This is a genomic window from Acinetobacter sp. YH12227 (genome assembly GCF_013417785.1).
GTDB classification, from domain to species: Bacteria; Pseudomonadota; Gammaproteobacteria; order Pseudomonadales; family Moraxellaceae; genus Acinetobacter; species Acinetobacter gandensis.
This window is the reverse complement of sequence record NZ_VPDH01000006.1, coordinates 20,013-46,750: the sequence shown is the minus strand read 5'-3', so window position 1 is coordinate 46,750 and position 26,738 is coordinate 20,013. Positions and strand designations below refer to the sequence as shown.

Genomic DNA, 26,738 nt, shown 5'->3' with positions numbered 1-26,738 from the left:
AGATGCTCTTTTTTCATGGATATTAGACCGAATTCAGTCATTAATTTGATGACATTGCGACTTTGATTTTCTCCATCGCATTTTTTTCTAACTGACGAATACGTTCTGCAGAGACATTATATTCAGCTGCAAGTTCATGTAGCGTTGATTTTTCATCATCTAGCCAACGACGCTGCAAAATATTACGAGAACGATCATCGAGTTGATCCATCGCATCATGCAAAGCAGTGCTACTTTGTTCTTCGTAATCTTCTTCTTCAGCCAAGCGAGCAGGGTCGTAGCGGTTATCTTCTAAATATAGCGCTGGGGCAACATGCGTTGAACCTTCGTCATCGTCATCACCTTGTGCTTCGAAGGCTGCATCGTATGCTGTTAAACGACCTTCCATTTCGAGCACTTGTGCTGCAGTCACATTTAAGTCATTGGCGATTGACTCAGCTTCAGCCATGGTGAGCTTTTTAGACGATTTTTTTAAGCTACGTAAATTAAAGAATAATTTTCGCTGCGCTTTGGTAGTTGCAATTTTAACAATACGCCAGTTACGAATCACATATTCGTGAATCTCTGCCTTAATCCAATGCACTGCAAAAGAAACAAGGCGAACACCCATAGTAGGGTCAAAGCGTTTTACTGCTTTCATTAAGCCCAAGTTACCTTCTTGAATCAGGTCGCCTTGTGGCAGGCCATAGCCTGCATAGCTACGCGCAATATGTACAACAAAACGCAAGTGCGACATTACCAACATTTTGGCAGCATCTAAATCTTGGTCGTAGTAATAACGTTCGGCCAGCTCTTTTTCTTGTTCGGCCGTTAAAATAGGAATTTGGTTAACAGTACTAATATAAGCACCGAGATTCACCCCGGGTGCCGATAATGACAGGGGCATCAATTGATTGCTGCTGTCACTCATATCTTCTCCTTGAGAAATAAAAAAGGCTATGCCCAATAATTAAGATTTATCTTAATCCAATATTTCGCTAAATAATGGAAAATTGGGTATAGAAATGTAAAGTTTTATGCAAATGTGAAGCAATTAAGTTTATACGAAACTTTTTAAGATTCAATTAAGTAATGAAATTCAGACTCTGAAATTTTACTCAATTGAAAGTCTAACTGATGAATTTGACAGTATCGTGATACATCTTGTTGACTATGTGGGTCAGATGACTTCAAAAGCAAAGTATGTCCAGAACTATTCTTTAATGCTTTTTTTAACATCAATAAAGGCATTGGGCAGGGTTTACCCATTGCATCAACAGTGAGCACTGTCTTTTTACCATCATTCACAGCTGAACTTCATCGCATTTACATATGAAATGAAATATTAGCAAATACAGTGCCAAATCCCAACTATAAAAAGGCGAAAAGTCTTAGCTATTCATTGTTGAAAAGTATGTGAAAAAATAAGCTTATTGATAAGGAATTTAGCGCAAAAAAACCTATTATTTGCGTTTAACCCATGTTAAGCTCGTTGCGTTATTAAGATTTATGAGGGCTGTGAAGCCGCGTTTTTCTTGATATATTTGGATGTAACCGGGATTTTGTTGATAGTTTTACAGAATGATTACAAGCTTAGAAATAAAAATATTTTTTAACCTTGTTTGGTCTGCTGTTTGCAACACCGGGTGGTCCTTCTTTTTTAAATACGATAAGGATTAACTTATGACAGCTCGTGAACAAGGCGTTGTTAAATGGTTCAACGACACTAAAGGCTTTGGCTTTATTCAACGTAACGGCGGCGACGACGTATTCGTTCATTTCCGCGCAATTATGGGCGAAGGCCACCGTTCACTTCGTGACGGCCAACGCGTAGAATTCAGCGTTGTTAAAGGTCAAAAAGGCTTCCAAGCTGAAGAAGTACAACCTTTAGACTAATCGTCTGAATGTACTCAAAAACGCTCCAATGTAAATTGGGGCGTTTTTTGTTTATAATGCTTCAGCAATTTTGTGATTATTCAATTAGGGCACATCTATATGTCATCAGGTTTTGAAACCTTAAATTTACATCCGAACCTTAAAAAAGCCATTGATGCTTTAGGTTTTAAGGATATGACGCCTATTCAGCAAAAGGTTTTAAAATTTACATTGGCTGGACATGACGCTATTGGTCGTGCTCAAACTGGTACTGGGAAGACTGCGGCTTTCTTGGTCAGTGTGATCAATGACTTGTTGAATAATCCAATTAAAGAACAGCGTTATCGTGGTGAACCGCGTGCATTGATTCTTGCACCAACGCGCGAACTTGCTTTGCAAATTGAAAGTGATGCAAAAGAATTAGTGAAATACACTGATTTGAATGTCATGACTTTGCTCGGTGGGGTAGATTTTGATAAGCAAAAAAATCTTTTAAATCGTAATTTTGTCGACATTATGGTGGCGACACCGGGTCGCTTGATTGATTTTGTTGAACAAAAAGAAGTTTGGCTAGATCAAATAGAATTTTTAGTGATTGATGAAGCTGACCGTTTATTAGATATGGGCTTTATCCCATCTGTAAAACGTATCGTGCGCTTTTCACCACGTAAAGAACAACGACAAACTTTGATGTTCTCTGCAACATTTAGTTATGACGTTTTAAATTTGGCACAGCAATGGTTGTTTGAACCAGTGACTGTTGAAATTGAACCTGAGAAAAAAACCAATGCTGACGTAGAACAACGTGTCTACATGGTGGCTAAATCTGACAAATATAAATTGTTAGAAGAAATTTTACGTGTAGAGCCGATTGAAAAAGTAATGATCTTTGCCAATCGACGTGATCAAGTACGTAAGTTGTATGATCATCTTAAAAGAGATGGTTATAAAGTGGTGATGTTGTCTGGTGAAATCGCGCAAGACAAACGCCTAAAAATGTTGGATCAATTTAAAAATGGTCAACATAATATTATGATTGCGACTGACGTTGCTGGGCGTGGTATTCATGTGGATGGCGTTTCACACGTGGTGAACTTCACATTACCTGAACAGTCAGATGATTATGTACATCGTATTGGTCGTACCGGTCGTGCAGGTACTCGCGGTGTGAGTATTAGCTTTTTGTCAGAAGATGATGCGTTCTCTTTGCCAGAAATTGAAAAAGCCATTGGTCAAAAATTACCTTTAACCCGCTTGGAAGGTTATTGCTAATTAAAAGCAGAATGCCAGTTAAAAAAAAGCCACTCAATTGAGTGGCTTTTTTATGGATGAGTCATATTTACCGTCACCATAGTTTAGTATTACTTCGCCTGACAAGTAAAAGTTAAAACAGTTTGATAGTCGTCATCTTTACTGATGCTACCGCTGTTACCAGTAATGGTACCAAGTACGCCAGCAGCCGCTTGAATCATTTGTCCAGTTTTTTCATCGACGACACCTTTTAATACGCCGTTGTATTCTTGTTTTTCGTCAACAACGATAGGTGAAGCATTTTTACCACAAGTACTATTAGCCGCAGCAATTGCGTTATTTTTAGCAGCAATACTGGTTTTTCCTACGGCTGTTACTTCGTATTGATTATTTGGTTTTTGTACGGCAAGTGTTTTAGTTGGTGTGCTTGTACATGCTGTCATTAATATTGCAGCTGAAAGTGCAGTAACTACAGCATAAGTTTTTTTCATTACTTTCATGGTATACCCCGTAACAGAAATAATTTAAATCATTTGATCATAAAAATGCTTATACAACAGGGATGTGCTGTACAGATTATGCAGTTTTTTTATAGTGAATCTGTGAATGAGGCTTCTAGCAAAGAGATCTGTGAGTCAACAGTAGAAACATTCTAGAGTAAGTGCTTGAGAATATGCTAATCTTGAGCAAAAGTTTTTAAGTACAGTAGATAGATGTCAATTCTAAAATCAGCAGTTGATTCAGTTCATCAAAATATTCATCAGCGTCAGTCAATTGGTCATTTAATTGAGCCTGCGCCGAATGCTGAACAATTGGAACAAGCATTTCAAGCGGCGCTTACTGCACCTGACCATCACCGTTTAAAGCCAACACGTTTTGTTGTTATTCCTGAAACTGAACGTGAATCATTTGGTGAGCTTTTATCACAGGCTTTAGCGGATACAGGGCAAACAGAAGAAGCACAATTAGAACGTGTAAAACACCATCCATTTCGTGCACCTTTACTTATTTTAGCACTTACAAAATTACAAGATCATCCCAAAGTACCGCATTTTGAACAAATTTTAAGTTCTGGTGCAGCTGTACAAAACTTCCTTCTTTCGCTACAAGTACAAGGTTTTTCAACAATGTGGCGTAGTGGTGCTGTCGTTGAATCTAAACTTTTTAAGCAAGCCTTAGGTCTTACTGAAAATGATTTAATTTCAGGCATTATTTATATAGGTACAGCAGTGAAAGCAATTCCTGCACGTGCAGAAATAAATTCAGCGGATTTTGTCAGCCATTGGCATAAATGAAATAGATAGAAATACGTAATTAGGATAAAACTAAAATGTCAGAACTTGATTTCGCAAGCCTAGTGAGCCCTGTATCAGTTGATCAAAAAACAGCACTACGTGTGACGGTTTTGGGTGGAGGGAGCTTTGGTACGGCAATGGCAAATACTGCTGTACGTAATGGTTGCGATACCATGATTTGGATTCGTGATGAAGCAGTTGCAGCTGATATTAATGCAACTCATATTAATAAGCGTTATTTGCCTGATTTTCAACTTGAAGCAGGTTTGGTGGCTGTTTCTGATTTAGAGCAGGCTGTATGTAATCGCGATATTATTTTAGTGGCTATTCCGAGCCATTCTTTTCGTAGTGTGTTGCAACAAATTAAACCCTTTATAACCTCGCAAGCTGTGGTGTCGTTAACCAAAGGTATTGAAGCCAATACTTTTAGTTTTATGAGCGATATTATTCGTGAAGAATTACCAGAAGTTCCCTACGGTGTGCTGTCAGGGCCAAACCTAGCGAAAGAAATCGTGGCTGGACAACCTGCAGGGACTGTAATTGCCAGCCAATCAGAGCTAGTGCGTTATGCAGTTCAGCAAGCTTTACACAGTGCATTATTCCGTGTTTTTGCCAGTGATGATGTGCATGGTGTAGAACTTGGTGGTGCTTTAAAGAATATTTATGCGGTCGCGATGGGTTTGGCTGCGGCATATGGTGTCGGTGAGAACACTAAAAGTATGATTCTAACCCGTGCTTTAGCTGAAATGAGTCGCTTTGCCGTTAAGTTAGGAGCTAATCCATTAACCTTCCTCGGTTTGTCGGGGGTTGGTGATTTATTTGCAACCTGTAGTAGCCCATTGAGTCGAAACTATCAAGTTGGTTTTGCGTTAGGAAGTGGTAAATCATTAGAGCAGGCAACCACTGAGTTAGGACAAACAGCGGAAGGTATTAATACGATTGTTCAAGTGCGAGCACGTTCTGAAGAGCTTGATGTATATATGCCAATTACGAGTGCTTTATATGAAGTTATTTTTGAAGGTGCACCTGCAATAAATATCGCACTTTCACTTATGAAAAATGGGCATCGTAGTGATGTGGAATTTGTACTGCCGCATCAGCAGGTTTAAACGCTCGAAGTTTTGTGAATAATCATAGCTTTGTCATACATGCTATATATAATATGCTGGATAGAATAGGGACATTTTATGCAACTCACTTTAGTAAGACATGGCGAAGCTGCGCCACCTATCATGGGAAATGATATCAAACGCCCATTAACAGAACGTGGTATTGCACAAGCAGAGCAAACAGCACAGTACTTGAAAGATTTGATTCATCCGGAGGTTTTTGTGGTGAGTCCTTTACTTAGAGCACAGCAAACGCTTTCGTACTTGCAAAAGTATTTCCCAAACGTTCCTGTGGTGGTGTGTAATGCCATTAAACCAGAAGATGATGCAAAAATTGCGGTGGAGTGGTTGTCTCATTTACCGTATGAGTCTATTGTTGTGGTGTGTCACATGAACGTTGTTGCGCATATTGCATCATTATTGGTATCGGAATTCTTTAATCCGTATTCCCTTGCTGAAGCCCGAATTTATGATCAGGCAGTTATTGCGCCAGGTTTATCAACACAAATTAAATCGTTTATACCATCTATATAAAAACCAATTAAAACGGCAGAAAATAATCAATGTTGTATTTATGGATGCCAGAAGCCAATGGGGTTTGGCAATGGTCTGAGGGTGATTTTTGGAAACAGTCATCCACCCTTGAACAACTTATTCGAGAAATTCAGCCACACGCTGGAAAGGAAGCTGTTGTATTCTTTCCAAGTCGTGATGTGCAACTGATTCAGCAAAATTTTCCAAAAGCACAATATAAAAAGCTGGGGCCAGAAGGGGTTAAGTATCTTTTAGAAGAATTTGTCATCCTGCCTTTGGACGCGATGAAAATTTTGCATCACTTTCAAAACCCAGATCAGTTAACGGTAATGGGTATTGCAAATTCTGCTGTTGAAACCATGCAACATGCTTTGACGCTGATACCTGTTAAGGTTGTTTCTTTATTACCAGATTTTTTGGTGTTGCCAGTACCAGAACTTGGACAGCATACTTTGGCTAATGTGGGTGGCCATTTGCTGGTTCGTGAATCGGAGTATGTGGGGCAGTCGATTGATGATTTGGCGTTGTATCTCGATTATCAAAGTATACAACCGAAATATAAAATTTCTAATTTGACGGCAGATCAAACTCATTGTTTAGAAGCAAGTATCACACATGATCAACTCGAATCTTTTCATTATGAGTTGCCGGTTTTAAAAAAGCCGAAACAACATCCTTGGAATGTATTGCCCAAAGCTAAGTCCAATAGTGGTGTGTCTGGTTATTGGAAAGCATGTGCAGCTGTATTGGTTGCTGCGATAATTACACAGTTTAGCTATGATGCTTTACGTTGGTATCAGTATAAAAAAGTAGCTAATGTTACGGCAAATCAAGCTTTGGACCAATTTAAATATTGGTTTGGTCAATCATATCCTGTAACTGAACAAACCTTAAAAAGCCAATTTGAAGCCCAATTACGTCAAAGCCAAACGGGTAATGCTCAGGCTTTAGCGGTATTGAGCCGAGTTGGCCCCGTTTTAATGCAAAATCAGGTTGTGGCCAGTCGTGTGAGTTATGAGGCTTCAATAATGAATATGGAATTGAAAGCCAATTCATCGGAAGTCCTGCAAAATTTAAGTAATCAACTTAAACAGCAAGGTTTTAAAGTCGAATTAGGCAATATTCAGCCGAGTACTAACGGTGTAATCGGATTGGTGAAAGTACAATAATGACAAAAATGGAACAGTTTCAGCAGCGCATAGACCTGCAAATTGAACGCATGACGGATTATTTAGATCGTTTAAGCATGCGTGAGCGTGTGATGGTCATCTTTACCACAATATTTGTTTTGGTGGCTGCCATTGGTGCTGCTTTATTTTATATGAATAAAGCCGCCAACTTTCAGCAAAAAAGAGTCAATGATTTAAAAGACACTGTGGTATGGATGCAAAGTAATGCAGTGACCATGAAGCCAGCAGGGGATGGTCAACTAAGCGCATCGGAAAAAGTACAGCGCGTTTCTCAGCAGCAAGGTTTGTCTGTTGCATCACAACAAATGGGTGATCAGATTCAAATTGCGGTGATGCATGAAAATTATGCAGTATTGGCAAATTTTCTTACACAATTGGTTCAAATGGGCTTAAGTGTTGAAAAGATGGAATTTAGTTCTGAAGCTGGACAGATTAAATTAACAGCGACTGTACAATAATCGGTAAAAATAAAGATCTGCTAAGCATGGTGTTTTTGTGATGCTATGCCTATAATATGCCGACTTAAAAAGCAGTAGACTTTTATAGATATGTTGTATTCTCTAGCCCGCCCTTTGTTGTTTAGTTTAGCACCAGAGCGTGCACATGAGCTGACATTGTCACTGTTGAAATCCTCTCACAAGATAGGAATGATGCGCCAAAACATCGCATCTAAACCAGTGACATGTATGGGAATTCAATTTCCAAACCCAGTGGGTTTAGCAGCCGGTCTTGATAAAAACGGTGCATATATTGATGCATTGGCGAGCCAAGGTTTTGGCTTTATTGAAATTGGTACGATCACACCTCTTCCTCAATCAGGTAATCCTGAACCGCGTTTATTCCGTTTACCGAAAGCAAAAGCTATTATTAACCGTATGGGTTTCAATAATGATGGCGTGGATAAACTGATTGAAAATGTAAAAGCTGCGAAATTCAAAGGTATTTTGGGTATCAATATTGGTAAAAATGCAGTGACTCCAGTGGAGAAAGCTGTTGATGATTATCTGATTTGTCTAGAAAAAGTTTACAATTACGCTTCTTATATTACTGTTAATATCTCTTCTCCTAATACAAAGAACCTTCGTAGCTTACAAAGTGGCGATGCTTTGACTGAACTGTTAGAAACTTTGAAAAAGCGTCAGCTTGAATTGGCTGATGAAAATCAACATTATGTGCCATTGGTACTTAAAGTTGCTCCAGATCTTGAACCTGAAGATATTCAATTTATTGCACAGCAATTGTTAACCTTTAAAATAGATGGTTTGATTGTGACCAATACCACATTGTCACGTGAAGGCGTTGAAGGCCTACCATTTGGTGATGAGGCGGGTGGTTTATCTGGAGCACCTGTATTTGAAAAAAGTACCGCATGTCTCGCTGCCTTTGCAAAAGTATTAAATGGTCGCATTCCATTGATTGGTGTGGGTGGTATTTTGTCGGGTGCAGATGCAGTGGCGAAACAAAAAGCAGGTGCAAGCCTTGTACAAGTGTATAGTGGCCTCATATATACAGGTCCAACACTTGTAAAAGATTGCGTAGACGCACTTTAAAGATCATGAATACCATTGATATCTTTATACTGATTATTTTGCTCATTGGAGGGCTGAACGGTTTGCGACAAGGATTTATTAAAGCCTTTGCGAACTTCGTTGGATGGATTCTTGCACTTGTTATTGCAGCAAAGTATGCAACCGTCCTTGCACCTTCGATGGTTTCACTCAGTACAGATCCAGTGGTTCAAAAAATTGCTGCGTTTGCATTTATCGTGCTGTTGATTGTGGTCATGACATGGGTTGCGACCTGGCTGTTAAATAGTATTCTGAAAACACTTAAGCTTGGGCCATTAAATCGCTTAGCTGGTGGTGTGTTTGGGAGCCTAAAAGGGTTGTTGGTGGTGCTCATAACCATGCAAGGCATTGGGCCTTGGGTGGAAAGCTCACCGCACTGGAAACAGTCGAAAATGGTACAGACATTATTGCCGTATGCACCTTGGGCGACTGCCATGTCCAAAGATGCTGCAAATCAAGCCTTACATCATATTAAGTCTGAAGATGCCGAGAAATCTTCTGACTATTCTTCTGAGTCGCAGAACAAGCATGGACGTTCTGGATCAGGCGAGTCAACGAATAATCCTTTTTATTAACCCTAGCTTGTCTGCGAGGTTGCTATGTGTGGAGTAGTTGGTATAGCTGGTAAATCACCTGTTAACCAAATGTTGTTTGATGCGTTAACGATGTTACAACATCGTGGACAGGATGCAGCCGGGATTGTAACTTGTCAGGATGGTCGTTTATTCCTGCGTAAAGATACGGGTATGGTGCGTGATGTGTTCCACACACGTCACATGCGTGCATTACAAGGTAACTATGGTATTGGCCATGTACGTTACCCAACAGCGGGTTCTTCAAGCAGTGCTGAAGCCCAACCATTCTATGTAAACTCACCTTATGGTATCACGCTTGCGCATAACGGTAATTTAACCAATGCTGCTGAAATTCATGAAGATTTGTTCAAAACTGACTTACGTCACATGAACACGGATTCAGATTCGGAAGTATTATTAAACGTGTTTGCACATGAATTGCAAAAACGTGCCAAATTGACTCCATCTGCAGATGATATTTTTCATGTCGTTTCACGTGTACATGAGCGCTGTAAAGGTGGTTATGCTGTTGTTGCCATGATTACCGGTCAAGGTTTAGTCGGTTTCCGTGATCCAAATGGTATTCGTCCATTAATTTACGGTTCTCGTGAAACTGAAAATGGTATGGAATATATCATTGCTTCAGAGTCTGTTGCGATTACAGCACTTGGCTTTAAGGTTGAGCGTGATATTGCACCGGGCGAAGCAATCTATATTAGCTCGACGGGCGAAATGCATACGAAGCAATGTGCAGCAGCACCTGAATATCGTCCATGTATCTTTGAGTATGTTTACTTTGCTCGTCCGGATGCAACAATTGATGGTATTTCAGTTTACAAAGCACGTTTGAAAATGGGCGAAAAACTTGCTCAGAAAATTCAACGCGAATGGGGTGAAGAACACGACATTGATGTGGTGATTCCAATTCCTGATACCTCACGTACTTCTGCGCTTGAGCTTGCCAATACTTTGGGTGTGAAGTTCCGTGAAGGCTTTATGAAGAACCGTTATATCGGTCGTACTTTTATTATGCCGGGTCAACAATTACGTAAAAAATCTGTACGTCAAAAGTTGAACCCTGTTGAGCTTGAGTTCCAAGGTAAAAATGTACTACTTGTAGATGACTCAATTGTACGTGGTACAACGTGTAATGAAATTATTCAGATGGCGCGTGATGCTGGTGCAAAAAAAGTATTCTTCGCTTCAGCTGCACCAATGGTGAAATATCCAAACGTGTATGGTATTGATATGCCAGCTAAATCTGAATTGATTGCATCTGAGCGTAGTGTTGAAGAAATTCGTGAAATCATTGGTGCAGACCGTTTAATCTTCCAAGATTTAGAAGATCTTAAATCAGCAGTACGTACAAAGAAAGTGCCAGAGCTACAAGACTTTGACTGTTCTGTATTTGATGGTAAATACGTGGCAGGTGGCATTGATGCAGAATATCTTGCTGCACTAGAGCGTAAACGTAATGATTCTGCAAAGAACGAAAAACCAGCTTATATCGATGTAAACATTGATGCAGCTTCTGTAGATTTAACTGGTGTTCGTGAAGAATAATCTGGTTAAAACATACTGAAAAAGCGGGAATTTCCCGCTTTTTTCATTTATGATGAGCAAACAAAAGACAATGTAAGTTAAGGATATTACATTGAGAAGCGTGGGTTATGATTTTATAAAAAACAAAAATATGTTTTGGCCTGTCACCATGTGCATGGCTGCGGTATTTATGACGGTTGCGATTATTAATGTCATCGTCGGTTTGATTGTGAACTATTACGATTCAACACAATCTGTTTATTGGCATGTATTAAGTCCTTTTTTGATCGCAGCTGTGTTGCTGATCATGTTGATCTCTGTAATCTACGAATTTTATACCTTTCGTTTAGGTGGTTATTCACTTGCAAAGCAATTAGGTGCGCGTCGTTTAAGCTTAATAGAAAGCATTCCTGAAGAAAGTCTCGCTTTGCGTATGACAGAGCAACTTGCTGATACTTTCTTAATTGGAACACCGGCACTTTATGTTTTACCAGATGAAGTGGGGGTAAATGCACTAACCGCAGGGTTTAATCCTAAAGATACATCCATCATTTTAACTTGGGGAGCACTGCAAACCCTAGATGAAATGGAAATGTATGGTTTATTGAGCCATGAATTTAATAAAATTTTATCTGGCGAAGCTGCTGAAAATACACGTTTAAAGATTTTATATAGCGGTTTAACGACCTTTAGTCAGTGGGGAAGTAAGATTGCTAAACGTGGTTTTTATAAAAATGGTCAGGCTCGTGACAATAAATTTGAAACATTGTTTGTCGCAATTGGTGCAGTTATATGGCTAATTGGTAGCTTAGGTGTACTGATTTCACGTTTTATTAAATACATTTCACTTGGTTCGCGGACTTATCGAAATGACCAGAAAACGAAACGCCTAATTCAGAACGATGCCAATATTCAAACCTTACTCCGTATTTATGTGCATCACTCGGGTTCACAAATTCACAGTGAATATGCAGAATCTATTTCGCATATGTGCTTTGCAAATGCCTTAAGTCAGCAAAATTGGATGAATATTCATCCAAGTATTGAGCAGCGTATTTTTGAGTTGAATCCCGCACTGATACAAGATTTACAACTGGAAAATTTAAAGAAATTACGCAATCAACCTTTGTTTAACTTATTCCGTTCTTTGGAGGAAGCCAGTCCAGACATCACTACACCGTGGAATTCACCGCAGCCATTACCATTATTGCGTTTATCGCCGATTAGTTTTGCTTTAAAGGATGCGATTAAGCCACTTAATCCTGAAATACGTGATAATTGGCAGCGCCCAGAATTGATTCAACGTGCATTACAAACTGCAACTGGTTCACGTGAAGTGATGGTGGCAATCCTCATGATTCGTCAGTATCGAGAGTTTATCCCGACTGAAGCTGAAGTGAGTCGCGCGATTGTAGATGCTTTATTGCATCTGGATGGGCGCGTACATATCTCCATTTTCCATGAAGCATGTAAAAACATTGGTTCAATGCCTGCGACTATTTCACGTCAATTCTTGACTAAGCTAGCACGAATTATTCAAGAAGATGGGGAGATTGGATTACTCGATGCTTTGCTGTTAGAAACAGTTAAACATGAGTTGAATCTACTCCCAACTCATACGCCAACGTCTTTGGAAGATGTTAAACCAAGTATCGTACGTTTAATTGATGCTTTATTGCATGTGCAGCAAATCAATAGTGATAATCAGCTCGAAGTTCGCGAAAAAATATTAAGTCGTATTTTAAGTAAAGATGAGCTGGAACATTACCGTGACATTTCGGACGAACCGATTGATTTAGCTGAAATATTGAATGATATTGCGGGACTGTTATTACGTGAGCGATTGAGTATTTTGGGTGTGGCTGAAATATGTTTGTGGAACGATCGAATCATTACGCAAGATGAATTAGACGTATTGCAACTCTTGTATTGGCGAATTGGTTTTGAAGCGGAAGAAATGATTGAGATTATGCAGAAAAAAAATAGTCTTATGATTATTTAAATATTGAATTAAACAGTGGTTATAGGCTTATAAACAAGAAATCGCTAAGCTGGGCTATATTGGGCGACTCATGCAGATGAAATAAGAATTTCTCGCTTGAATGAGTGAAATTAGGGCTAAAATGCTAAACTGAATGATCTATAAAAGTTCAGCAAAGCATCTACATAACCGTTAGAATACCAAACCTGAATAGGGTGATGATGAAAACATGATTGGGCATCAGCGAAGCATAATGGCGGCAATGGGAATCGACCTTTGGGTTCCTCAGGCTGCACCGTGTCAGCAATATAGCCCAAGCATTTGGCGTGATCAGGTCGCGCCTGAAATAGCCTTACAACCCGTTTCAGAAATTATTCTAAAAAACATTCCTCAAATTGATTCACAGTCAGTACAGACCAAACAGGTAAATGAAGTGCCTGTTGAGCCGCAGCACGATGTTGTACCTGTTACAAAACAGCAGGAGGAGCAACGTCCAATATTACAAATAGCGGCATTTAGCCTTGAGGCTATTTGTTTGGAGCACTGTGTAGTTGTGATTGATTCCACTGAGTTGACAGCGGATCAACAGTTACTGTGGGCTAATATACAACGTGCGGTTTCATCGCAATTTTATACATTACAATGGCCATTTGCTTGGGTAAATTTACAGGATGGACGTGGTGCTGCATCATATGTACAGGGTTTTATTGATGCGATAAGTTTAGATAAAAACATCTTATGCCTAGGTGATATTCCACATTTAGCGCATTCAAAGATTTATCCACTGGCATCATTACAACAAATGATCGATCAGCCTAAATTAAAAAAACGCCTTTGGCAGTTTATGCAAAATAAAATGAGTTAAATACACTTTAGAAATCCAAGTTTAGTCAATACACGGGAAAGCAATGCAAAAAAAAGTCGTGGTATTTAGTCAGATAGATTCAGAAATTCTTCAACGTTTAGAACAACAATTTAAAGTCGTTAACATCAATCCAAAATTAGGCGACGTCAATCAGCAAATTTTAGAACACAGTGCCGATGCTGATGCAATGATTGGTGCAGGACGTTTACTCAATTCGAAAAATTTAGCACATGCAAAAAAGTTAAAAGTGATTTCGAGTGTGAGTGTGGGCTATGACAATTATGATTTGAGTTATTTAAATCAGCAGAAAATTTGGTTAACCCATACGCCGCATGTTTTGACAGAAACCACAGCAGATTTAGCTTTTAGTCTACTCATGAGTGCTGCACGCCGAATACCTGAATTAGATCAATGGACCAAACAAGGGCAGTGGTCACGAACGGTTGGAGCAAGTCAGTTTGGGGTGGATATCTTTGGTAAAACCATCGGTATTATCGGTTTAGGTCATATTGGTGCAGCAATTGCACGTCGTGCATTTCATGGCTTTAATATGAACGTTTTATATCATAATCGCCGTGAAAAGATTGAAGTCGCAGAAGCTTTCAGTGCTCAGTTTTGTGCTTTAGATGATTTACTGAAAAAATCAGACTTCGTTGTTGTTGCAGTTGATTTAAACGCAGCATCACAAGCTTTGATTGGTGTGCGTGAGTTGGCATTGATGCAAGCCCATGCGGTTTTGGTGAATATTTCTCGTGGTGCTGTAGTTGATGAAAAAGCTTTAATTCAAGCACTTAAAGATAAGCAAATATTTGCAGCTGGTTTAGATGTATATGATAAAGAGCCGCTGCAAAGTTCTGAGCTTTTTCAGCTGAATAACGTGGTTACGTTGCCACATGTGGGTTCGGCTACACAAGCGACGCGTAAGCGTATGGCTGAATTGGCATATCAAAATTTAATCGATGCATTGTCTGATAAGCAGCCGCGCTATTTGGTGAATCCTGTATTTGAATAATGATTTAACAACAGATTCTTCCATAATTATACGATTTTCAATGCTATATTTTAGTTGGATTGAATTTATAAAGTGGGCTGTATTTTGAAGAAAATAATACTGGCATGTGGTCTTGGTCTTTGTTCGAGTCTGGCGCAAACGCATTCGGTAGATTTCAATTCAACCCCTCAATTTAATGTGCCAGAAATTGGTAGTGGCATTGGTCTGCTTGATCAGCAGAAAGAGCGCGCGATTGGTGAAAAAGTTTATCGTGAAGTACATCGTCAATTACCTGTGACGCAAAATCCTTGGTTGGAAGATCGTCTACTTGCTGTTTTTACTCATATTCTTAGTCAAACGCAAATTAGTGAGCCTGTTGGTTTGCTGTTGATTAATGATGCCCAAATTAATGCCTTTGCTGTACCGGGTGGCCTATTTGCCTTAAATGCAGGACTAATTAATTCTGCACGAAATATGGATGAGGTGGCAGGGGTGATGGCGCATGAAATTGCACATGTATCACAACGTCATTACAGTCGCTCGCAAGAAGCCTTTAAAGGACAGGGTTTATTGTCACTAGCGGGCATTTTAGTTGGTGCTCTTGTTGCCTCTCAGGCAGACGGAGATGTTGGTGCTGCTGTCATGATGGGGTCGCAAGCGGCATTAATGGATAAGCAGCTCACATATAGTCGTAATCAAGAGCGTGAGGCAGATCGTATTGGTATGCAGTATATGTATCGTGCTGGATATAACCCACAAAGTATGGCTGATTTTTTTGAAGTGATGCATCGCGCGACTAGTCGGGTGAGCTTTTTGCCAGACTTTTGGTTGACTCACCCCTTAACAACTGAGCGGATGAGTGAGGCGCGATTACGTGCCAATCAGCTTCCACCTGTCAAAACAAGTTTACTTGATCAAGATTTTGAAATTTTAAAATGGTATAGCCGTGTACTTTCTGGTCAAGTGACGGAGCAACAGCTAGATGCAATGGTTGCACAAAAGAACTATGCCGCAGAATTGGCGCTAGTAAGTTTACAGGTACAACAAGGTGATTATGCTGCAGCACAAAAAATACTAAATGATGCTAAGCTGCAAAATGCAAATCATGCTTTATTGCTATTGTTACAAACTGATGTTTACTTGGGTCAAAATAAGATTCAAGAGGCATTAACTACGATCCGTAGTCCAGCAGTTGTTATGCCAGAAAATCGCGCGCTGAATTACAAATATGCTGAAGCATTAATACGAAATAAAGAATTTGGACAAGCGCAGATCATTTTGCAGCGTTTCTTACAATCTAATCCACGTGATGTCAGTGGTTGGCGATTGATGTTGCAATTGGCCAATGCGGATAAATCGGGTGCTTATCGCTCTGTAAATGTTTTGCGCTATCGTGCTGAAGTCGAGTATTGGACTGGGCAGGAGGAAAGCGCCATTAAGTCTTTATTGCAAGCTCAGCGTTTGGCTAAAGATTCGAAATCTCTAGAAGCTAAAGTTAAACAGCGCGTTGGTGAAATGCAAAAAGAGCGTATGTTGAAAATATAAAATATTTTTGCGCAAATATAGAATTTAAATTTGATAGATTATGTGGTTGTTCCTTTGTATGTGATTGATTTGGCTTTATTATTGAATTTTTAAGTTGCTCGAGTTTTGGTGCTTTGATTGTTCGGTGATAAACTCATTTTGTTTTATAACTTTAATCCAAAGATGTTGATACATGAAAAAAGTCATTTTAGCATTTTGCTTAATGGGTGTTGTAATGCAGGGTGTGTTTGCTGCAAGTGCTGAACAATATGTATTGTCAGTAAATGACATCAATGAAAAATATAAAAAAGATGTACGTGGATTTTTAGGCAATTTAGATCCACAGCAATCTGGTTTTACTGTGTCACAACAGGCTCAATTTTGTGGCATTGTTGGTACATATGTGAATGATCTTTATCGTGCAGCGGATGAAAATCGAGATTTTTTAGATCGCCAATATCGAAATATGACCAAGCAAGATGTCATTCAGCAAGTGCTTTCATCTCGTGAAATGCAGCTCTTAAAAAAATATAATGTCCAGTGTTCATTAAATTAATACTGTTTTTGTATTGCTAAGCTTTGATAATAAAAATGAGAGAATTATGGATCAGCAAGGCGGCCAACTAACGTTAGATCATTTCACTATTGAAAACGACCAGATTGAATTAAAAATATTACAACAGAAAGATGCAGCTGAATTGTATGCTGCTATTCAGGCTTCATTAATTGAGTTGAGAAAATTTCCTGCAAGTTTGATTTGGTCGCTGCAAGAGCCAAATCTTGAAGCATCGCACGCATTTTGTTTATCAAGAATGCAGGCTCTCTTAAATAAAGAAAATTTTGTATATGTTGTTCGAGATCAATACTGTAAAAAATTTTTAGGTGTGATGGATATTCACGAAATTAATTGGGAGAAAAATTCAGCAGCAGTTGGTTTTTGGGGGAATGCACAGTTTAAGCAACAAGGTTATATGTGTACAGCACTCAAATTATTTGCTGAAACTTTGATGAACCAATGGTCTTTTCAGCGTTTGGAAGCTTTTGTTGATACAGAAAATGTCTTGGCGCGTAAGCTATGTGAAAAAGTAGATTTTAAAATAATAGAAATACAGCAAGGTAAGGTGCAAAATCCAGTTGATGGAAGTATGCGGGATATTTGTCGATATGTTTTAGAAAAGAAATAAAAACAGTCTTAAAAATAAAAAATATGATGATTGGCTATTTAAGGTCATTCAAAGAACAGAATAAGCAACTTAAATAGACCAAATCAAACAATGGGTGTTGAAAGATTAAGAGAGTTTCGCCTTAATTTTAGCTGAAACTTGTGCAGGATCGGCACGTCCGGCTATGAGCGGACGTAGAGAGTTCATCACCTTACCCATATCTTTCATGCTAGTAGCTTCTTGCGCAGTAATAACTTGCGCAATGATGGAATCAAGTTCTTCCTCAGTCATAGCTTCTGGTAGAAACTGAGACAAAATCTCAATTTCGGCTTGTTCCTTACTAGCTAAATCTTCTCGGCCAGCGCCTGCAAAGGCTTTAACCGATTCTTTTCGTTGTTTGATTTGCTTTTCAATGACCGCAAGAACTTGAGCGTCGTCAAGTTCTTTGCGCTCATCGACTTCAATTTGTTTGATCGCTGCCTGAAGACTACGTATTACCGTTAACTTATCCATTTCTTTAGCACGCATTGTTGCTTTCAAAACGTCAGTAATTTGGTTTTTTAAAGTAGTCATTTATCTTGTCCAGGTAGTCAATCAATCACAAATTAATCTTAGTAAAGGCGTGTAGTACGTACTGATTCGCGCGCCAATTTCTTTTGGTAGCGTTTAACAGCAGCAGCTTTTTTACGTTTACGTTCTTGAGTAGGTTTTTCGTAGAATTCACGTTTACGAACGTCAGCAAGAACACCCGCTTTTTCGCATGAACGTTTGAAACGACGGATAGCTACGTCTACTGGTTCGCCTTCTTTCAATTTAACTTGTGGCATGAAGAATCCTCATTAAGTTATGGATAAGATCGCAGGCGTTATTGCCCTTGATCACAAGTGAAGTGCAATATTTTACTCATTTACATCTCATACCACAAGTCTATAATGGCACAAGCAATAGATTTGATATAGGTTATAGGCAGTTTAATGATCGTTTTAGGCTTAGAAACTTCGTGTGATGAGACTGGACTCGCACTGTATGACAGTGAAAAGGGATTGCTCGGGCAGGTATTGTATAGCCAAATTAAACTGCATGCAGAATATGGCGGTGTAGTGCCAGAATTGGCATCACGTGACCATGTGCGTAAGTTAATTCCATTAATTAAACAATTACTTGAAGAAAGTAGTGTAAAAAAATCAGACATTGATGCCATTGCATATACACGTGGTCCAGGTTTGATGGGGGCATTAATGACAGGTGCATTATTTGGCCGCACACTGGCATTTGCTCTGAATAAACCAGCAATTGGCGTGCATCATATGGAAGGTCATATGTTGGCGCCTTTGTTGTCTAAAACTCCACCAGAATTTCCTTTTGTAGCTTTATTGGTATCGGGTGGACACACTCAATTAATGGCTGCTTATGGTATTGGTCAGTATGAATTACTCGGTGAGTCGATTGATGATGCTGCGGGTGAGGCTTTTGATAAAGTCGCAAAAATGATGGGCTTGCCATACCCTGGTGGTCCTAATATTTCTAAGCTTGCGGCAAATGGAGATATGAATGCGTTCGAATTTCCACGACCTATGTTGCATCAAGGTTTAGATTTCTCATTCAGTGGTTTAAAAACTGCGGTTTCGGTTCAATTGAAAAAATTGGATGGTGAAAACCGTGATGCAGACGTTGCAGCTTCATTCCAAGAAGCATTGGTTGATACCTTAGTTAAAAAATCAGTGAAAGCGTTAAAACAAACGGGTTTAAAACGTTTGGTGATCGCTGGTGGTGTAAGTGCGAACAGTCGTTTACGTGAACGTTTAGAAGCTGATTTAGCCAAAATTAAAGCATCGGTATATTATGCAGAACCTGCTTTATGTACAGACAACGGTGCAATGATTGCTTTCGCAGGTTACCAACGTTTAAAAGCGGGTCAGCACGATGGCTTGTCGGTTACGACAACACCACGTTGGCCGATGACAGAGTTAAGCAATCCAAGTGAAGCTTAATTACATCTAAAACGTTAAATGCATTAAAGCCAAAAAAGAACCGCAATTGCGGTTCTTTTTTGTTTCAATTTAAATTTGAAAATAATTGCGCACTGCTAACTTTTCGCATAAAACCAGCACGTTTTAAGGCCAATGTCACCATGTTGGTATTACACGATTGAATGCCTTCAAAATTTCCAAGATCTTCAGTAATGAGTTTCCATAAATCACTTAAATCATTACATAGGACATGCCAGAAAAATTGTGAATCTCCACTAATGCCAAATAGGCAGCGTGTGTTTTTGAGTTCAGACAAGGTTTTGGCAATTTGGTTTGCCGCATCTGGTCGAGCTTTAATCAAAATAATCGCTTCGGACTTATAGCCCATCAAACTGGGTTCTACATCAACGCGAATATTGAAAATGCCTTCTTCCAATAAATCATTCAATAATTTCTGCGTTTTATGTTCACTGAGTTCAATTTGTTCTGCCAAACTTTTAATAGATGAACGCCCATCATTTGACAGAGCATGAATTAGTTTTAATTCTGTTTCAGTCAAACTTCTAAAATTGACGTTTTTATCGCTTGTGCCATCTAAAGCTTTGGGTTTGCTGGCCCAAGTAAAGGGTTTTAATACGGCTTGGGTTTCAACGGTTTTAATATCCGGAATTTGCGTGACAAAGTCATGCATCCAAACAGAGAGATCGGCGGCCTTTTCTAATCCAATTTCAAGGAAAATATCTGCAAGTCCTGTAGTTAGAAAGACAATGCGCACTTCTGGGCGGTTTGCAAAAAATTGTGCAACTTCTTTTTCCTTGCCAAATTTCACACTGATCCAGACATGAACGGTGTAACCCTTATTGGCAACCACAGGATTTAATTCAATTGCAGTTCGTATAACTTGGTCATCTAGCAATTTACCCAGACGTCGAGACAGCTTTTTTTCAGGGACATCACTAATCTGGCTCAGTTCTCGCCATGATCCTCTCGGATTAGAGATAAGAGCTTTGATGCATGCAGTATCGATTTCGTCGAAACTAAAAGATTCACTCATGATAATTGACTTGTCTAAAAACTAATTATAATCTAAATTTAAGTCTAGAAAATAAAATACAGCCTGTATTTATGTCTAAATATTAAATGAGACGCTTATGGATGAGTCAAAAATGCAAAACTCAATTTCCACCCAAGGAAATGTATCACAAAAGAAAGTTATTCTTGCAGGAACTGTAGGAAATGCTATTGAATGGTTCGATTGGACGATTTATGCCACATTTGCAGTATTTTTCGCGAAACAATTTTTCCCATCAGATGATCCAACCGCATCCTTGCTTGCGACCTTCGCAATTTTTGCTGTAGGTTTCTTCATGCGCCCATTAGGTGGAATCGTATTAGGGATCTTTTCTGACCGCTATGGTCGAAAAGCCGCTTTGGCCGCAACCATCATAATGATGGCAGGTGGTTCTTTGATGATTGGTCTTTCACCAACCTATGAATCAATTGGTATTTTTGCACCGATTATTTTGGTATTAGCGCGATTACTTCAAGGTCTATCTTTGGGTGGTGAGTTCGCTTCAGCGGCAACTTATCTTTCAGAGATGGCACCAAAAAATAAACGCGGATTCTATTCGAGCTTTATGTTTTTTAGTTCAGCGATTGGTATTTTGATGGCCTCAGGTCTTGCTTGGGCTTTAACAAGTTCTTTAACTGAAACGCAAATGAGCGAATACGGATGGCGTATTCCGTTTATTTTGGGTGCGATTGGCGGCTTGGTGGGTATGTGGATTCGTAAATCAGTACCTGATAGCGAAATGACCCATAAAAAAGAATCAGTAAAAAATCCTTTGGCTGTACTGATTAAACGTCATCCGAAGGAAACGCTCCGTATTGTCGGTATTTCTATCTTAACAACATTTGCATTCTATATTTTTGTGGTTTATGTCCCGACCTATGCCATTAAAGTTTTAGGTGCAGAGCCACAAACCGCCTTTGCTGCCAATACTGTTGGCTTAATTATCTTTATGTTGTGTCAGCCTGTGTTTGGCTGGCTATCAGACAAAATTGGGCGTAAACCACAGTTGATCGTATTTGCCGTGGGATATTTAGTGTTCTTTTATCCAATCATTAAATGGATGGATGGTACGTTTGCATCAATTTTATTGGTCGAGCTTTTCGGCTTGGTTTTATATGCTTTATATACCGCCATTGGCCCAGCTGTCATGTCTGAACAGTTTCCGACAGAAGTACGAGCTGTCGGTATTGGCGCACCTTACAATTTGATGGTGGCTTTACTCGGCGGCACTACACCGTATGTGCTGACTTGGCTGCAAAGTATTGGTAAATAAGATTACTTCTATTTTATGGTGTTGGTTGGCGCATTATTAACATTAATCACATTTATTAAAATGCCTGAAACGGCAGGAAAAGGTTTGGAAGATATAAAATGAATATTGTGAATTTATCTGCACTTGAGCTAGGTCGCCAGATTGCCTGCAAAAAGATAACTTCAGTAGAGACAGTTCAATTTTATATTGATCGAAACCAAACATTTAAACATCTAGATTGTATTTCGGAATTATTCGAAATCGAGGCTTTGCAACAGGCACAACATTTAGATGAGTTGCTTCAGCAAGGCACACGATTGAGTCCATTTCATGGTGTGCCAATTTTACTAAAAGATAATCTGGATGTAGCGGGTCATATCACCCATGCAGGTACAGTTTATCTAGATCAAAAAGCACAAGCGAACTGTGAACTGGTTGATCAGTTAAAAAATTTAGGTTTTGTGATTTTAGGTAAAACTAAAATGACCGAGTTGGCATTTGGTCTTTCTGGGCAAAATCCAATGCAGGGTACACCTAAAAATCCGTGGGCGGAACAGCAATATGCGCCTGGTGGATCTTCTTCAGGTTCAGCGGTTGCGGTGGCTTGTGGTCTTAGTCCCTTGGCATTTGGCGGTGATACAGGTGGTTCGATTCGTACACCAGCAGCATTAAATGGCATATTTGGTTTTAAACCTTCAGCCCATAAAATTGCCGACACGGGTGCAGTACCTTTATCCAAAACTTTAGATACTCTAGGGCCTTTTGCACGATTTGCAGATGATATTAGCGCTTTAGTCAATGTATTGATGGATGTAAATGTTGAAGCGGCATCAAGTGAAAATGTAATTTATGCTTTAGATGAATCTGCATTTCCATATCCGCTTGAGCCTGAGGTATTAACACTTTGGCGCGAAGGGCTAAAACGCATCGAATCATTGGGAATCGAAATTAAAAACTGGCAACCACCTACACATTTCAATTTTCATGATTTATCGGACCGAACTTCTGACATTATTGCTTATGAAAGTTATTTATATCATGGAGATACAGCTGAAGATTCTGAAACACAGATGTGGGAATTAGTTCGTCAGCGTGTGTTACGCGGTAAGAGTATTTCACAGGAAAAATACGAGTCATTGATTGCAGAGCGAACTGAATTTCAGCAATCATTTAAAGCCTCTTTAAATGGTCAATGTTTGCTGTTTCCAGTGAGCCCATTCCTTGCAGCTGTGTCAAACACAAAGGATACCGAGTTTAGTCATGTGGGTGAATACACGCGTCCATTTAATTATTTAGATGCACCAAGTTATGCTTTTCCAATTGCTCAAAGTGAAAGCGGACTGCCGATGGGTATTCAGTTGGTTTCATATCAAGCGAATGATGTTGATGTGATGCACATCGTTCAGAAAATTGCTAATGGTTTAAATATTCGCTCTATTCTGCCGCCGATTTGTCAGGATTAAGAATTAACGAATCATTTGTTATATTCAAAAAAAGAACCGCTATTGCGGTTCTTTTTTTATTTAGTTTTTTGGCTCTAGGCTTGTTTAAGTTGCTCTGACCCAATCCAATGCTTTGAAAATTGATAGGCAGCACGACCAGAACGTTGTCCTCGCGCCTGACACCAACGTAGTGCCTCAGCACGCGCTTCATCTGTCCATGGCATCTCGGCTTTAGCCAAATAGTGTTCAACAATTTCTAAATATAAATTTTGATCCATTGGGTAGAACGATAACCAAAGTCCAAAACGATCTGAAAGTGATATTTTTTCTTCAATCGCTTCTTGCGGGTGAAGTTCGGTATATTGTGGAACATCTACACGTGTGACAGGCGTATTTTCATGCATAAATTCAGGCAATAAATGACGACGGTTACTGGTAGCATAAATAATGAAATTTGTAGATCCAGATTGGAGTGAACCATCTAAGACACTTTTTAGACTGCGATAGTTTTCGTCTTCAGCATTGAAAGCAAGATCATCACAATAAACAATAAACTTTTCGGGACGACCTTCAATCAGTTGTTGAATTAGTGGTAATTCAGACAAATCATCACGTTCAATTTCAATTAAACGTAAACCTTGCTCAGCATATTCAGTCAGTAGGGCACGAACAATGGATGATTTACCCGTACCACGTGAACCTGTAAGCAATACATCATTGGCAGGCAGACCATTCAGAAACTGTAAGGTATTTTGAATGACTTTTTCTTTTTGCCGTTCAATACCTTTTAAATCATCTAAATACATGACTTTAGGTTGATAGATCGCTTTTAGTTGTTGGTTTTGCCATTTGAAAGCCATACTTGAAAAATCGGGTGCTTGCTTGAGTTCTGGCAAACTATGTTGTAGTTGCAGGAGTACAGTGGAAAGCGATTCAAGGATGTTGTCAGGTAAATCAATTGTTGCCATGATGAGTCAGCTTATCTTGTCTTGTTGTGTATGGATGTATAAGACTCAGTTTACATAAATACGTGTATGAATTGGATGAAATATGTCAAATTTGAATGTAAATTAGATCGATCAGGCACCATTGATTCAGTTAAAATGTTGTTATAAATCTATTGTTGCTAACAAGAAAAATGCCTAGAGGGATCATCATGTTGTTTAAAGATTTTTCACAGAATATAAATCCCCATCAGGCCTATCGCTTAAAAAAATTAAAACGCCAGCTCGAACATGCTGAAAGTTATGAAGAATGGAAAAGTATTGCGCTCAAAATTGATGAAGAGTCGGGCACTCAAGAGTGGAAACTTGACAATAGTTCTCCTTATTTTGATGCAGAAATAATTTCACATCGATTAAGTTTATTAAAACGTTACCGCACACAACAACGTACCCGTGACTTGATGTATATCTTAAGTGAGGGGCTGAGTTACGATATCGGCAATATTGCTCATCCCTTATTGTTTACAGAAGCTTATGTAGGCACAAAAAAAATCATTGAAGATTATGTAGAAGAAGTGAGTAAGAGCTTAGCTTTTATAGCTTCAGCAGAATGTACATGTCTAAATGTTGAGCAAAAAATTGAATTCTTTAAACAAAGCCAAACTGCTTTTGGTCAACCTGTTTTAATGTTTTCAGGAGGTTCAACTTTAGGGTTATTTCATACAGGTGTGTGTAAGGCGCTCATGGAGCAAGACTTGTTGCCTAAAGTTTTATCGGGTTCAAGTGCGGGAGCGATTATGACGGCAATGTTAGGGGTATCGAAACCTTCTGACTTTGCAGGACTATTAAATGGACACAACTTCTTTAGTGAAGCATTTCATTTCCGTAAGCTCAGTGAGCTCATACAGGGCAATGGTGGCCTGGCAGATGTGAAGTATCTCAAAAAATTTCTGATTGAGAACTTAGGTGACTTAACCTTTGCTGAAGCCTATAAGCAATCTGGTCTACACATTAATATTGCGGTAGCGCCTTATGATGCATCGCAAGATGCCCGCATTATGAATGCCTATACATCACCAGACTTATTGGTGTGGAGTGCTGTTTTGGCTTCGTGTGCAGTGCCTATCTTATTTCCACCAGTACGTCTAACCAGTAAGCGCTATGATGGACAACTAACCCCTTATATGTCCGCTACCCGTTGGGTGGATGGCAGTGTGAGAAGTGACTTCCCACAAGAAAAAATGGCGCGTTTATATAATATTAACTACAGCATCGCGAGCCAAGTGAATCCACATATTGTGCCGTTCATGCAGGATGATGCAGCGCGTTTTCGTAAAAGTATGCTGAGTTGGCCTGAACGCATTGTACGTAGACAAGGGAAGGTGATTAGTAAAGGTGTTATGGACTTTGCACGTGAACGTGTGGGAAGTATACCGCCTGTTCGGCGCTTGCTCGATCATGGTTATGGGGTAGTCGATCAGCGTTACTATGGTGATGTAAATATTGTGGGTAAATATGGTTTACGTCACTACAGTTATATGCTGCAAAATCCACGACCATACTTATTTAAGGTACTTCAGCGAGAAGGTGAGCGTGCAACTTGGCCTAAAATTTCATTAATTGAAACACAGGCGCGGGTAGGGAAAACCATCCAGCATTGTCTTGAACTGTTAAACTATCAGCATGAACCCGAACAATGTCAGGCAGAGTATATTGCCGTTTAGCGACTTACCGTTAGCACAACTACGTTATAGCTTAAAAACCAAGCCAAAGAGCTTGGTTTTTGGTCGACGGCTGTATCAATTTACATTTAATCAAAAGCGATATTGGTTAAAGACCCAAATTAAGCACGGTGGTCATCAAACTCATCTTGAGAGCTTTCAGCATGAATTAAACATGTATGAGATATTTGCTCAGCATCCTTCGTCGCAAGCATTGCTGTTAAATTATCAAATGTTAGAGCCAAACAACTTATGCATTGAAAATGAGCAGGTTGAACAACTGCTTATTATTGAGCATGCAGTAGGGTTGTTTGAGCAAGCTGCTGAACAAATGAGTCTTGAGCAAGTTCGACAAATACTTTGGCTTGCTATAGATGCGATAGAAAAAATATATGCTGCTGGTTATTTACATGCAGATTTGAAAAGAGAGCACTTTGTGATTCAGCAAGGGCAGTGCAAGCTCATTGATTTTGAACAATCACTAGAAATAGAACATCAATCTCGATTGATGACGGCGACTCCACGTTATATGGCACCTGAGTTGTTTCAAGGACAGGCTAAATCTATACAAAGTGAAATCTATGCTTTAGGCATCATTTTCCTTGAATGGCTCACAGAACAACGATTACAGGCCGCTAATTATCAAGATTGGGCTTATTTACATTGTCAACGATTAAGAATTGATCTACCTGAGCAATTCCGTGTATTTCAACCGTTACTCATGTTGATGCTTGATAAACAAAAACAGCAAAGAATGGTGGATTTTTATTGCTTAAAAAGCACCTTAATAGCTGAATTTGCTTAAGAAAAATACAAAAAAGAGAGTTTTGTTTTTTATTTAAACAAACAAGAGGCTTTTTTATAAAAAAGGCTTGTCATGTACAGGTGATCTCTA

The 26,738-nt window shown here is 39.2% G+C and carries 28 protein-coding genes; 21 read left to right on the top strand and 7 right to left on the bottom strand.

The window, feature by feature from the left end; translation table 11 throughout:
- Nucleotides 1-40: 40 nt before the first annotated feature.
- Complete coding sequence (rpoH, locus tag FTV09_RS02355; protein ID WP_067762211.1) at nt 41-910, bottom strand: RNA polymerase sigma factor RpoH; 870 nt, start codon at nt 908-910, stop codon at nt 41-43.
- Nucleotides 911-1,053: 143 nt separating this feature from the next.
- Complete coding sequence (locus FTV09_RS02350; protein ID WP_180056642.1) at nt 1,054-1,248, bottom strand: sulfurtransferase TusA family protein; 195 nt, start codon at nt 1,246-1,248, stop codon at nt 1,054-1,056.
- A 414-nt stretch (nt 1,249-1,662) separates the two neighbouring features.
- Here FTV09_RS02350 and FTV09_RS02345 point away from each other — a divergent pair, with 414 nt between their 5' ends.
- Together FTV09_RS02345 and rhlB are read left to right on the top strand one after the other, a co-directional pair.
- Nucleotides 1,663-1,875, top strand: coding sequence for a cold-shock protein (locus tag FTV09_RS02345; RefSeq protein ID WP_005014923.1), 213 nt, complete (start codon nt 1,663-1,665; stop codon nt 1,873-1,875).
- A gap of 99 nt (nt 1,876-1,974) precedes the next feature.
- Nucleotides 1,975-3,126 (top strand): ATP-dependent RNA helicase RhlB, encoded by a 1,152-nt coding sequence (gene rhlB / locus FTV09_RS02340; RefSeq protein WP_067762209.1) that lies wholly within the window; start codon nt 1,975-1,977, stop codon nt 3,124-3,126.
- Between the two features lie 89 nt (nt 3,127-3,215).
- Here the strand turns inward: rhlB and FTV09_RS02335 are convergent, their stop codons facing one another.
- Nucleotides 3,216-3,596, bottom strand: coding sequence for a hypothetical protein (locus tag FTV09_RS02335; protein ID WP_067762278.1), 381 nt, complete (start codon nt 3,594-3,596; stop codon nt 3,216-3,218).
- A gap of 222 nt (nt 3,597-3,818) precedes the next feature.
- Between FTV09_RS02335 and FTV09_RS02330 the strand changes: the two genes are divergently transcribed.
- The 14 genes from FTV09_RS02330 (at nt 3,819) to FTV09_RS02265 (ending at nt 17,463) form a co-directional block, all read left to right on the top strand.
- On the top strand, nt 3,819-4,400 hold the full coding sequence (locus tag FTV09_RS02330) for a nitroreductase family protein (protein ID WP_218950131.1): 582 nt from the start codon (nt 3,819-3,821) through the stop codon (nt 4,398-4,400).
- 35 nt (nt 4,401-4,435) lie between these two features.
- Complete coding sequence (locus FTV09_RS02325; RefSeq protein WP_067762207.1) at nt 4,436-5,509, top strand: NAD(P)H-dependent glycerol-3-phosphate dehydrogenase; 1,074 nt, start codon at nt 4,436-4,438, stop codon at nt 5,507-5,509.
- A gap of 78 nt (nt 5,510-5,587) precedes the next feature.
- The gene (locus FTV09_RS02320) at nt 5,588-6,043 is read left to right on the top strand and encodes a histidine phosphatase family protein (protein ID WP_067762205.1); all 456 of its coding nucleotides are present in this window, start codon (nt 5,588-5,590) and stop codon (nt 6,041-6,043) included.
- A 29-nt stretch (nt 6,044-6,072) separates the two neighbouring features.
- On the top strand, nt 6,073-7,212 hold the full coding sequence (gene gspL / locus FTV09_RS02315) for a type II secretion system protein GspL (protein WP_067762203.1): 1,140 nt from the start codon (nt 6,073-6,075) through the stop codon (nt 7,210-7,212).
- A complete protein-coding gene (gene gspM, locus FTV09_RS02310) occupies nt 7,212-7,691 on the top strand; it encodes a type II secretion system protein GspM (RefSeq protein ID WP_180056607.1) in 480 nt (159 codons plus the stop codon). The genes gspL and gspM overlap by 1 nt, the downstream gene beginning before the upstream one ends.
- Before the next feature lie 90 nt (nt 7,692-7,781).
- The gene (locus FTV09_RS02305; protein ID WP_067762199.1) at nt 7,782-8,783 is read left to right on the top strand and encodes a quinone-dependent dihydroorotate dehydrogenase; all 1,002 of its coding nucleotides are present in this window, start codon (nt 7,782-7,784) and stop codon (nt 8,781-8,783) included.
- Nucleotides 8,784-8,788: 5 nt separating this feature from the next.
- On the top strand, nt 8,789-9,376 hold the full coding sequence (locus FTV09_RS02300) for a CvpA family protein (protein ID WP_067762196.1): 588 nt from the start codon (nt 8,789-8,791) through the stop codon (nt 9,374-9,376).
- Between the two features lie 24 nt (nt 9,377-9,400).
- On the top strand, nt 9,401-10,939 hold the full coding sequence (gene purF, locus FTV09_RS02295; protein ID WP_067762194.1) for an amidophosphoribosyltransferase: 1,539 nt from the start codon (nt 9,401-9,403) through the stop codon (nt 10,937-10,939).
- Nucleotides 10,940-11,030: 91 nt separating this feature from the next.
- Nucleotides 11,031-12,920, top strand: coding sequence for a M48 family metalloprotease (locus FTV09_RS02290; RefSeq protein WP_067762192.1), 1,890 nt, complete (start codon nt 11,031-11,033; stop codon nt 12,918-12,920).
- Between the two features lie 208 nt (nt 12,921-13,128).
- On the top strand, nt 13,129-13,764 hold the full coding sequence (locus tag FTV09_RS02285; RefSeq protein ID WP_180056605.1) for a hypothetical protein: 636 nt from the start codon (nt 13,129-13,131) through the stop codon (nt 13,762-13,764).
- A 43-nt stretch (nt 13,765-13,807) separates the two neighbouring features.
- Nucleotides 13,808-14,776, top strand: coding sequence for a D-glycerate dehydrogenase (locus FTV09_RS02280; protein WP_180056603.1), 969 nt, complete (start codon nt 13,808-13,810; stop codon nt 14,774-14,776).
- 84 nt (nt 14,777-14,860) lie between these two features.
- Entirely contained in the window at nt 14,861-16,300 is a 1,440-nt protein-coding gene (locus FTV09_RS02275) for a M48 family metalloprotease (RefSeq protein ID WP_067762274.1), read from the top strand.
- A 172-nt stretch (nt 16,301-16,472) separates the two neighbouring features.
- Nucleotides 16,473-16,835 (top strand): hypothetical protein, encoded by a 363-nt coding sequence (locus FTV09_RS02270; protein ID WP_067762186.1) that lies wholly within the window; start codon nt 16,473-16,475, stop codon nt 16,833-16,835.
- Nucleotides 16,836-16,881: 46 nt separating this feature from the next.
- Nucleotides 16,882-17,463 carry a GNAT family N-acetyltransferase gene (locus FTV09_RS02265; protein WP_180056601.1) on the top strand — a complete coding sequence of 194 codons (582 nt, stop codon included), beginning with the start codon at nt 16,882-16,884 and terminating at the stop codon, nt 17,461-17,463.
- Between the two features lie 105 nt (nt 17,464-17,568).
- Here the strand turns inward: FTV09_RS02265 and FTV09_RS02260 are convergent, their stop codons facing one another.
- Complete coding sequence (locus tag FTV09_RS02260; protein WP_067762182.1) at nt 17,569-18,015, bottom strand: GatB/YqeY domain-containing protein; 447 nt, start codon at nt 18,013-18,015, stop codon at nt 17,569-17,571.
- Nucleotides 18,016-18,053: 38 nt separating this feature from the next.
- Nucleotides 18,054-18,269, bottom strand: coding sequence for a 30S ribosomal protein S21 (rpsU, locus tag FTV09_RS02255; RefSeq protein WP_001136722.1), 216 nt, complete (start codon nt 18,267-18,269; stop codon nt 18,054-18,056).
- Between the two features lie 147 nt (nt 18,270-18,416).
- Here rpsU and tsaD point away from each other — a divergent pair, with 147 nt between their 5' ends.
- Nucleotides 18,417-19,433 carry a tRNA (adenosine(37)-N6)-threonylcarbamoyltransferase complex transferase subunit TsaD gene (tsaD, locus tag FTV09_RS02250; RefSeq protein WP_180056599.1) on the top strand — a complete coding sequence of 339 codons (1,017 nt, stop codon included), beginning with the start codon at nt 18,417-18,419 and terminating at the stop codon, nt 19,431-19,433.
- 64 nt (nt 19,434-19,497) lie between these two features.
- Here the strand turns inward: tsaD and FTV09_RS02245 are convergent, their stop codons facing one another.
- Nucleotides 19,498-20,466: an Lrp/AsnC family transcriptional regulator gene (locus FTV09_RS02245; RefSeq protein WP_067762178.1), complete on the bottom strand. Its 969-nt coding sequence runs from the start codon at nt 20,464-20,466 to the stop codon at nt 19,498-19,500.
- Nucleotides 20,467-20,563: 97 nt separating this feature from the next.
- Between FTV09_RS02245 and FTV09_RS02240 the strand changes: the two genes are divergently transcribed.
- Nucleotides 20,564-21,757, top strand: coding sequence for an MFS transporter (locus tag FTV09_RS02240; RefSeq protein ID WP_218950130.1), 1,194 nt, complete (start codon nt 20,564-20,566; stop codon nt 21,755-21,757).
- 98 nt (nt 21,758-21,855) lie between these two features.
- Nucleotides 21,856-23,199, top strand: a complete 1,344-nt coding sequence (locus FTV09_RS02235; protein ID WP_067762174.1) for an amidase — start codon at nt 21,856-21,858, stop codon at nt 23,197-23,199.
- 74 nt (nt 23,200-23,273) lie between these two features.
- On the opposite strand, the gene FTV09_RS02230 is transcribed toward FTV09_RS02235, so the two are convergent.
- Nucleotides 23,274-24,146 (bottom strand): ATP-binding protein, encoded by an 873-nt coding sequence (locus tag FTV09_RS02230; protein ID WP_180056597.1) that lies wholly within the window; start codon nt 24,144-24,146, stop codon nt 23,274-23,276.
- A gap of 188 nt (nt 24,147-24,334) precedes the next feature.
- Between FTV09_RS02230 and FTV09_RS02225 the strand changes: the two genes are divergently transcribed.
- Both FTV09_RS02225 and FTV09_RS02220 read left to right on the top strand, forming a co-directional pair.
- Nucleotides 24,335-25,846, top strand: a complete 1,512-nt coding sequence (locus tag FTV09_RS02225; RefSeq protein WP_180056595.1) for a DUF3336 domain-containing protein — start codon at nt 24,335-24,337, stop codon at nt 25,844-25,846.
- Entirely contained in the window at nt 25,836-26,648 is an 813-nt protein-coding gene (locus tag FTV09_RS02220; RefSeq protein ID WP_257222763.1) for a protein kinase, read from the top strand. Before FTV09_RS02225 ends, FTV09_RS02220 begins: the two co-directional genes overlap by 11 nt.
- The last annotated feature ends 90 nt before the right edge of the window (nt 26,649-26,738 follow it).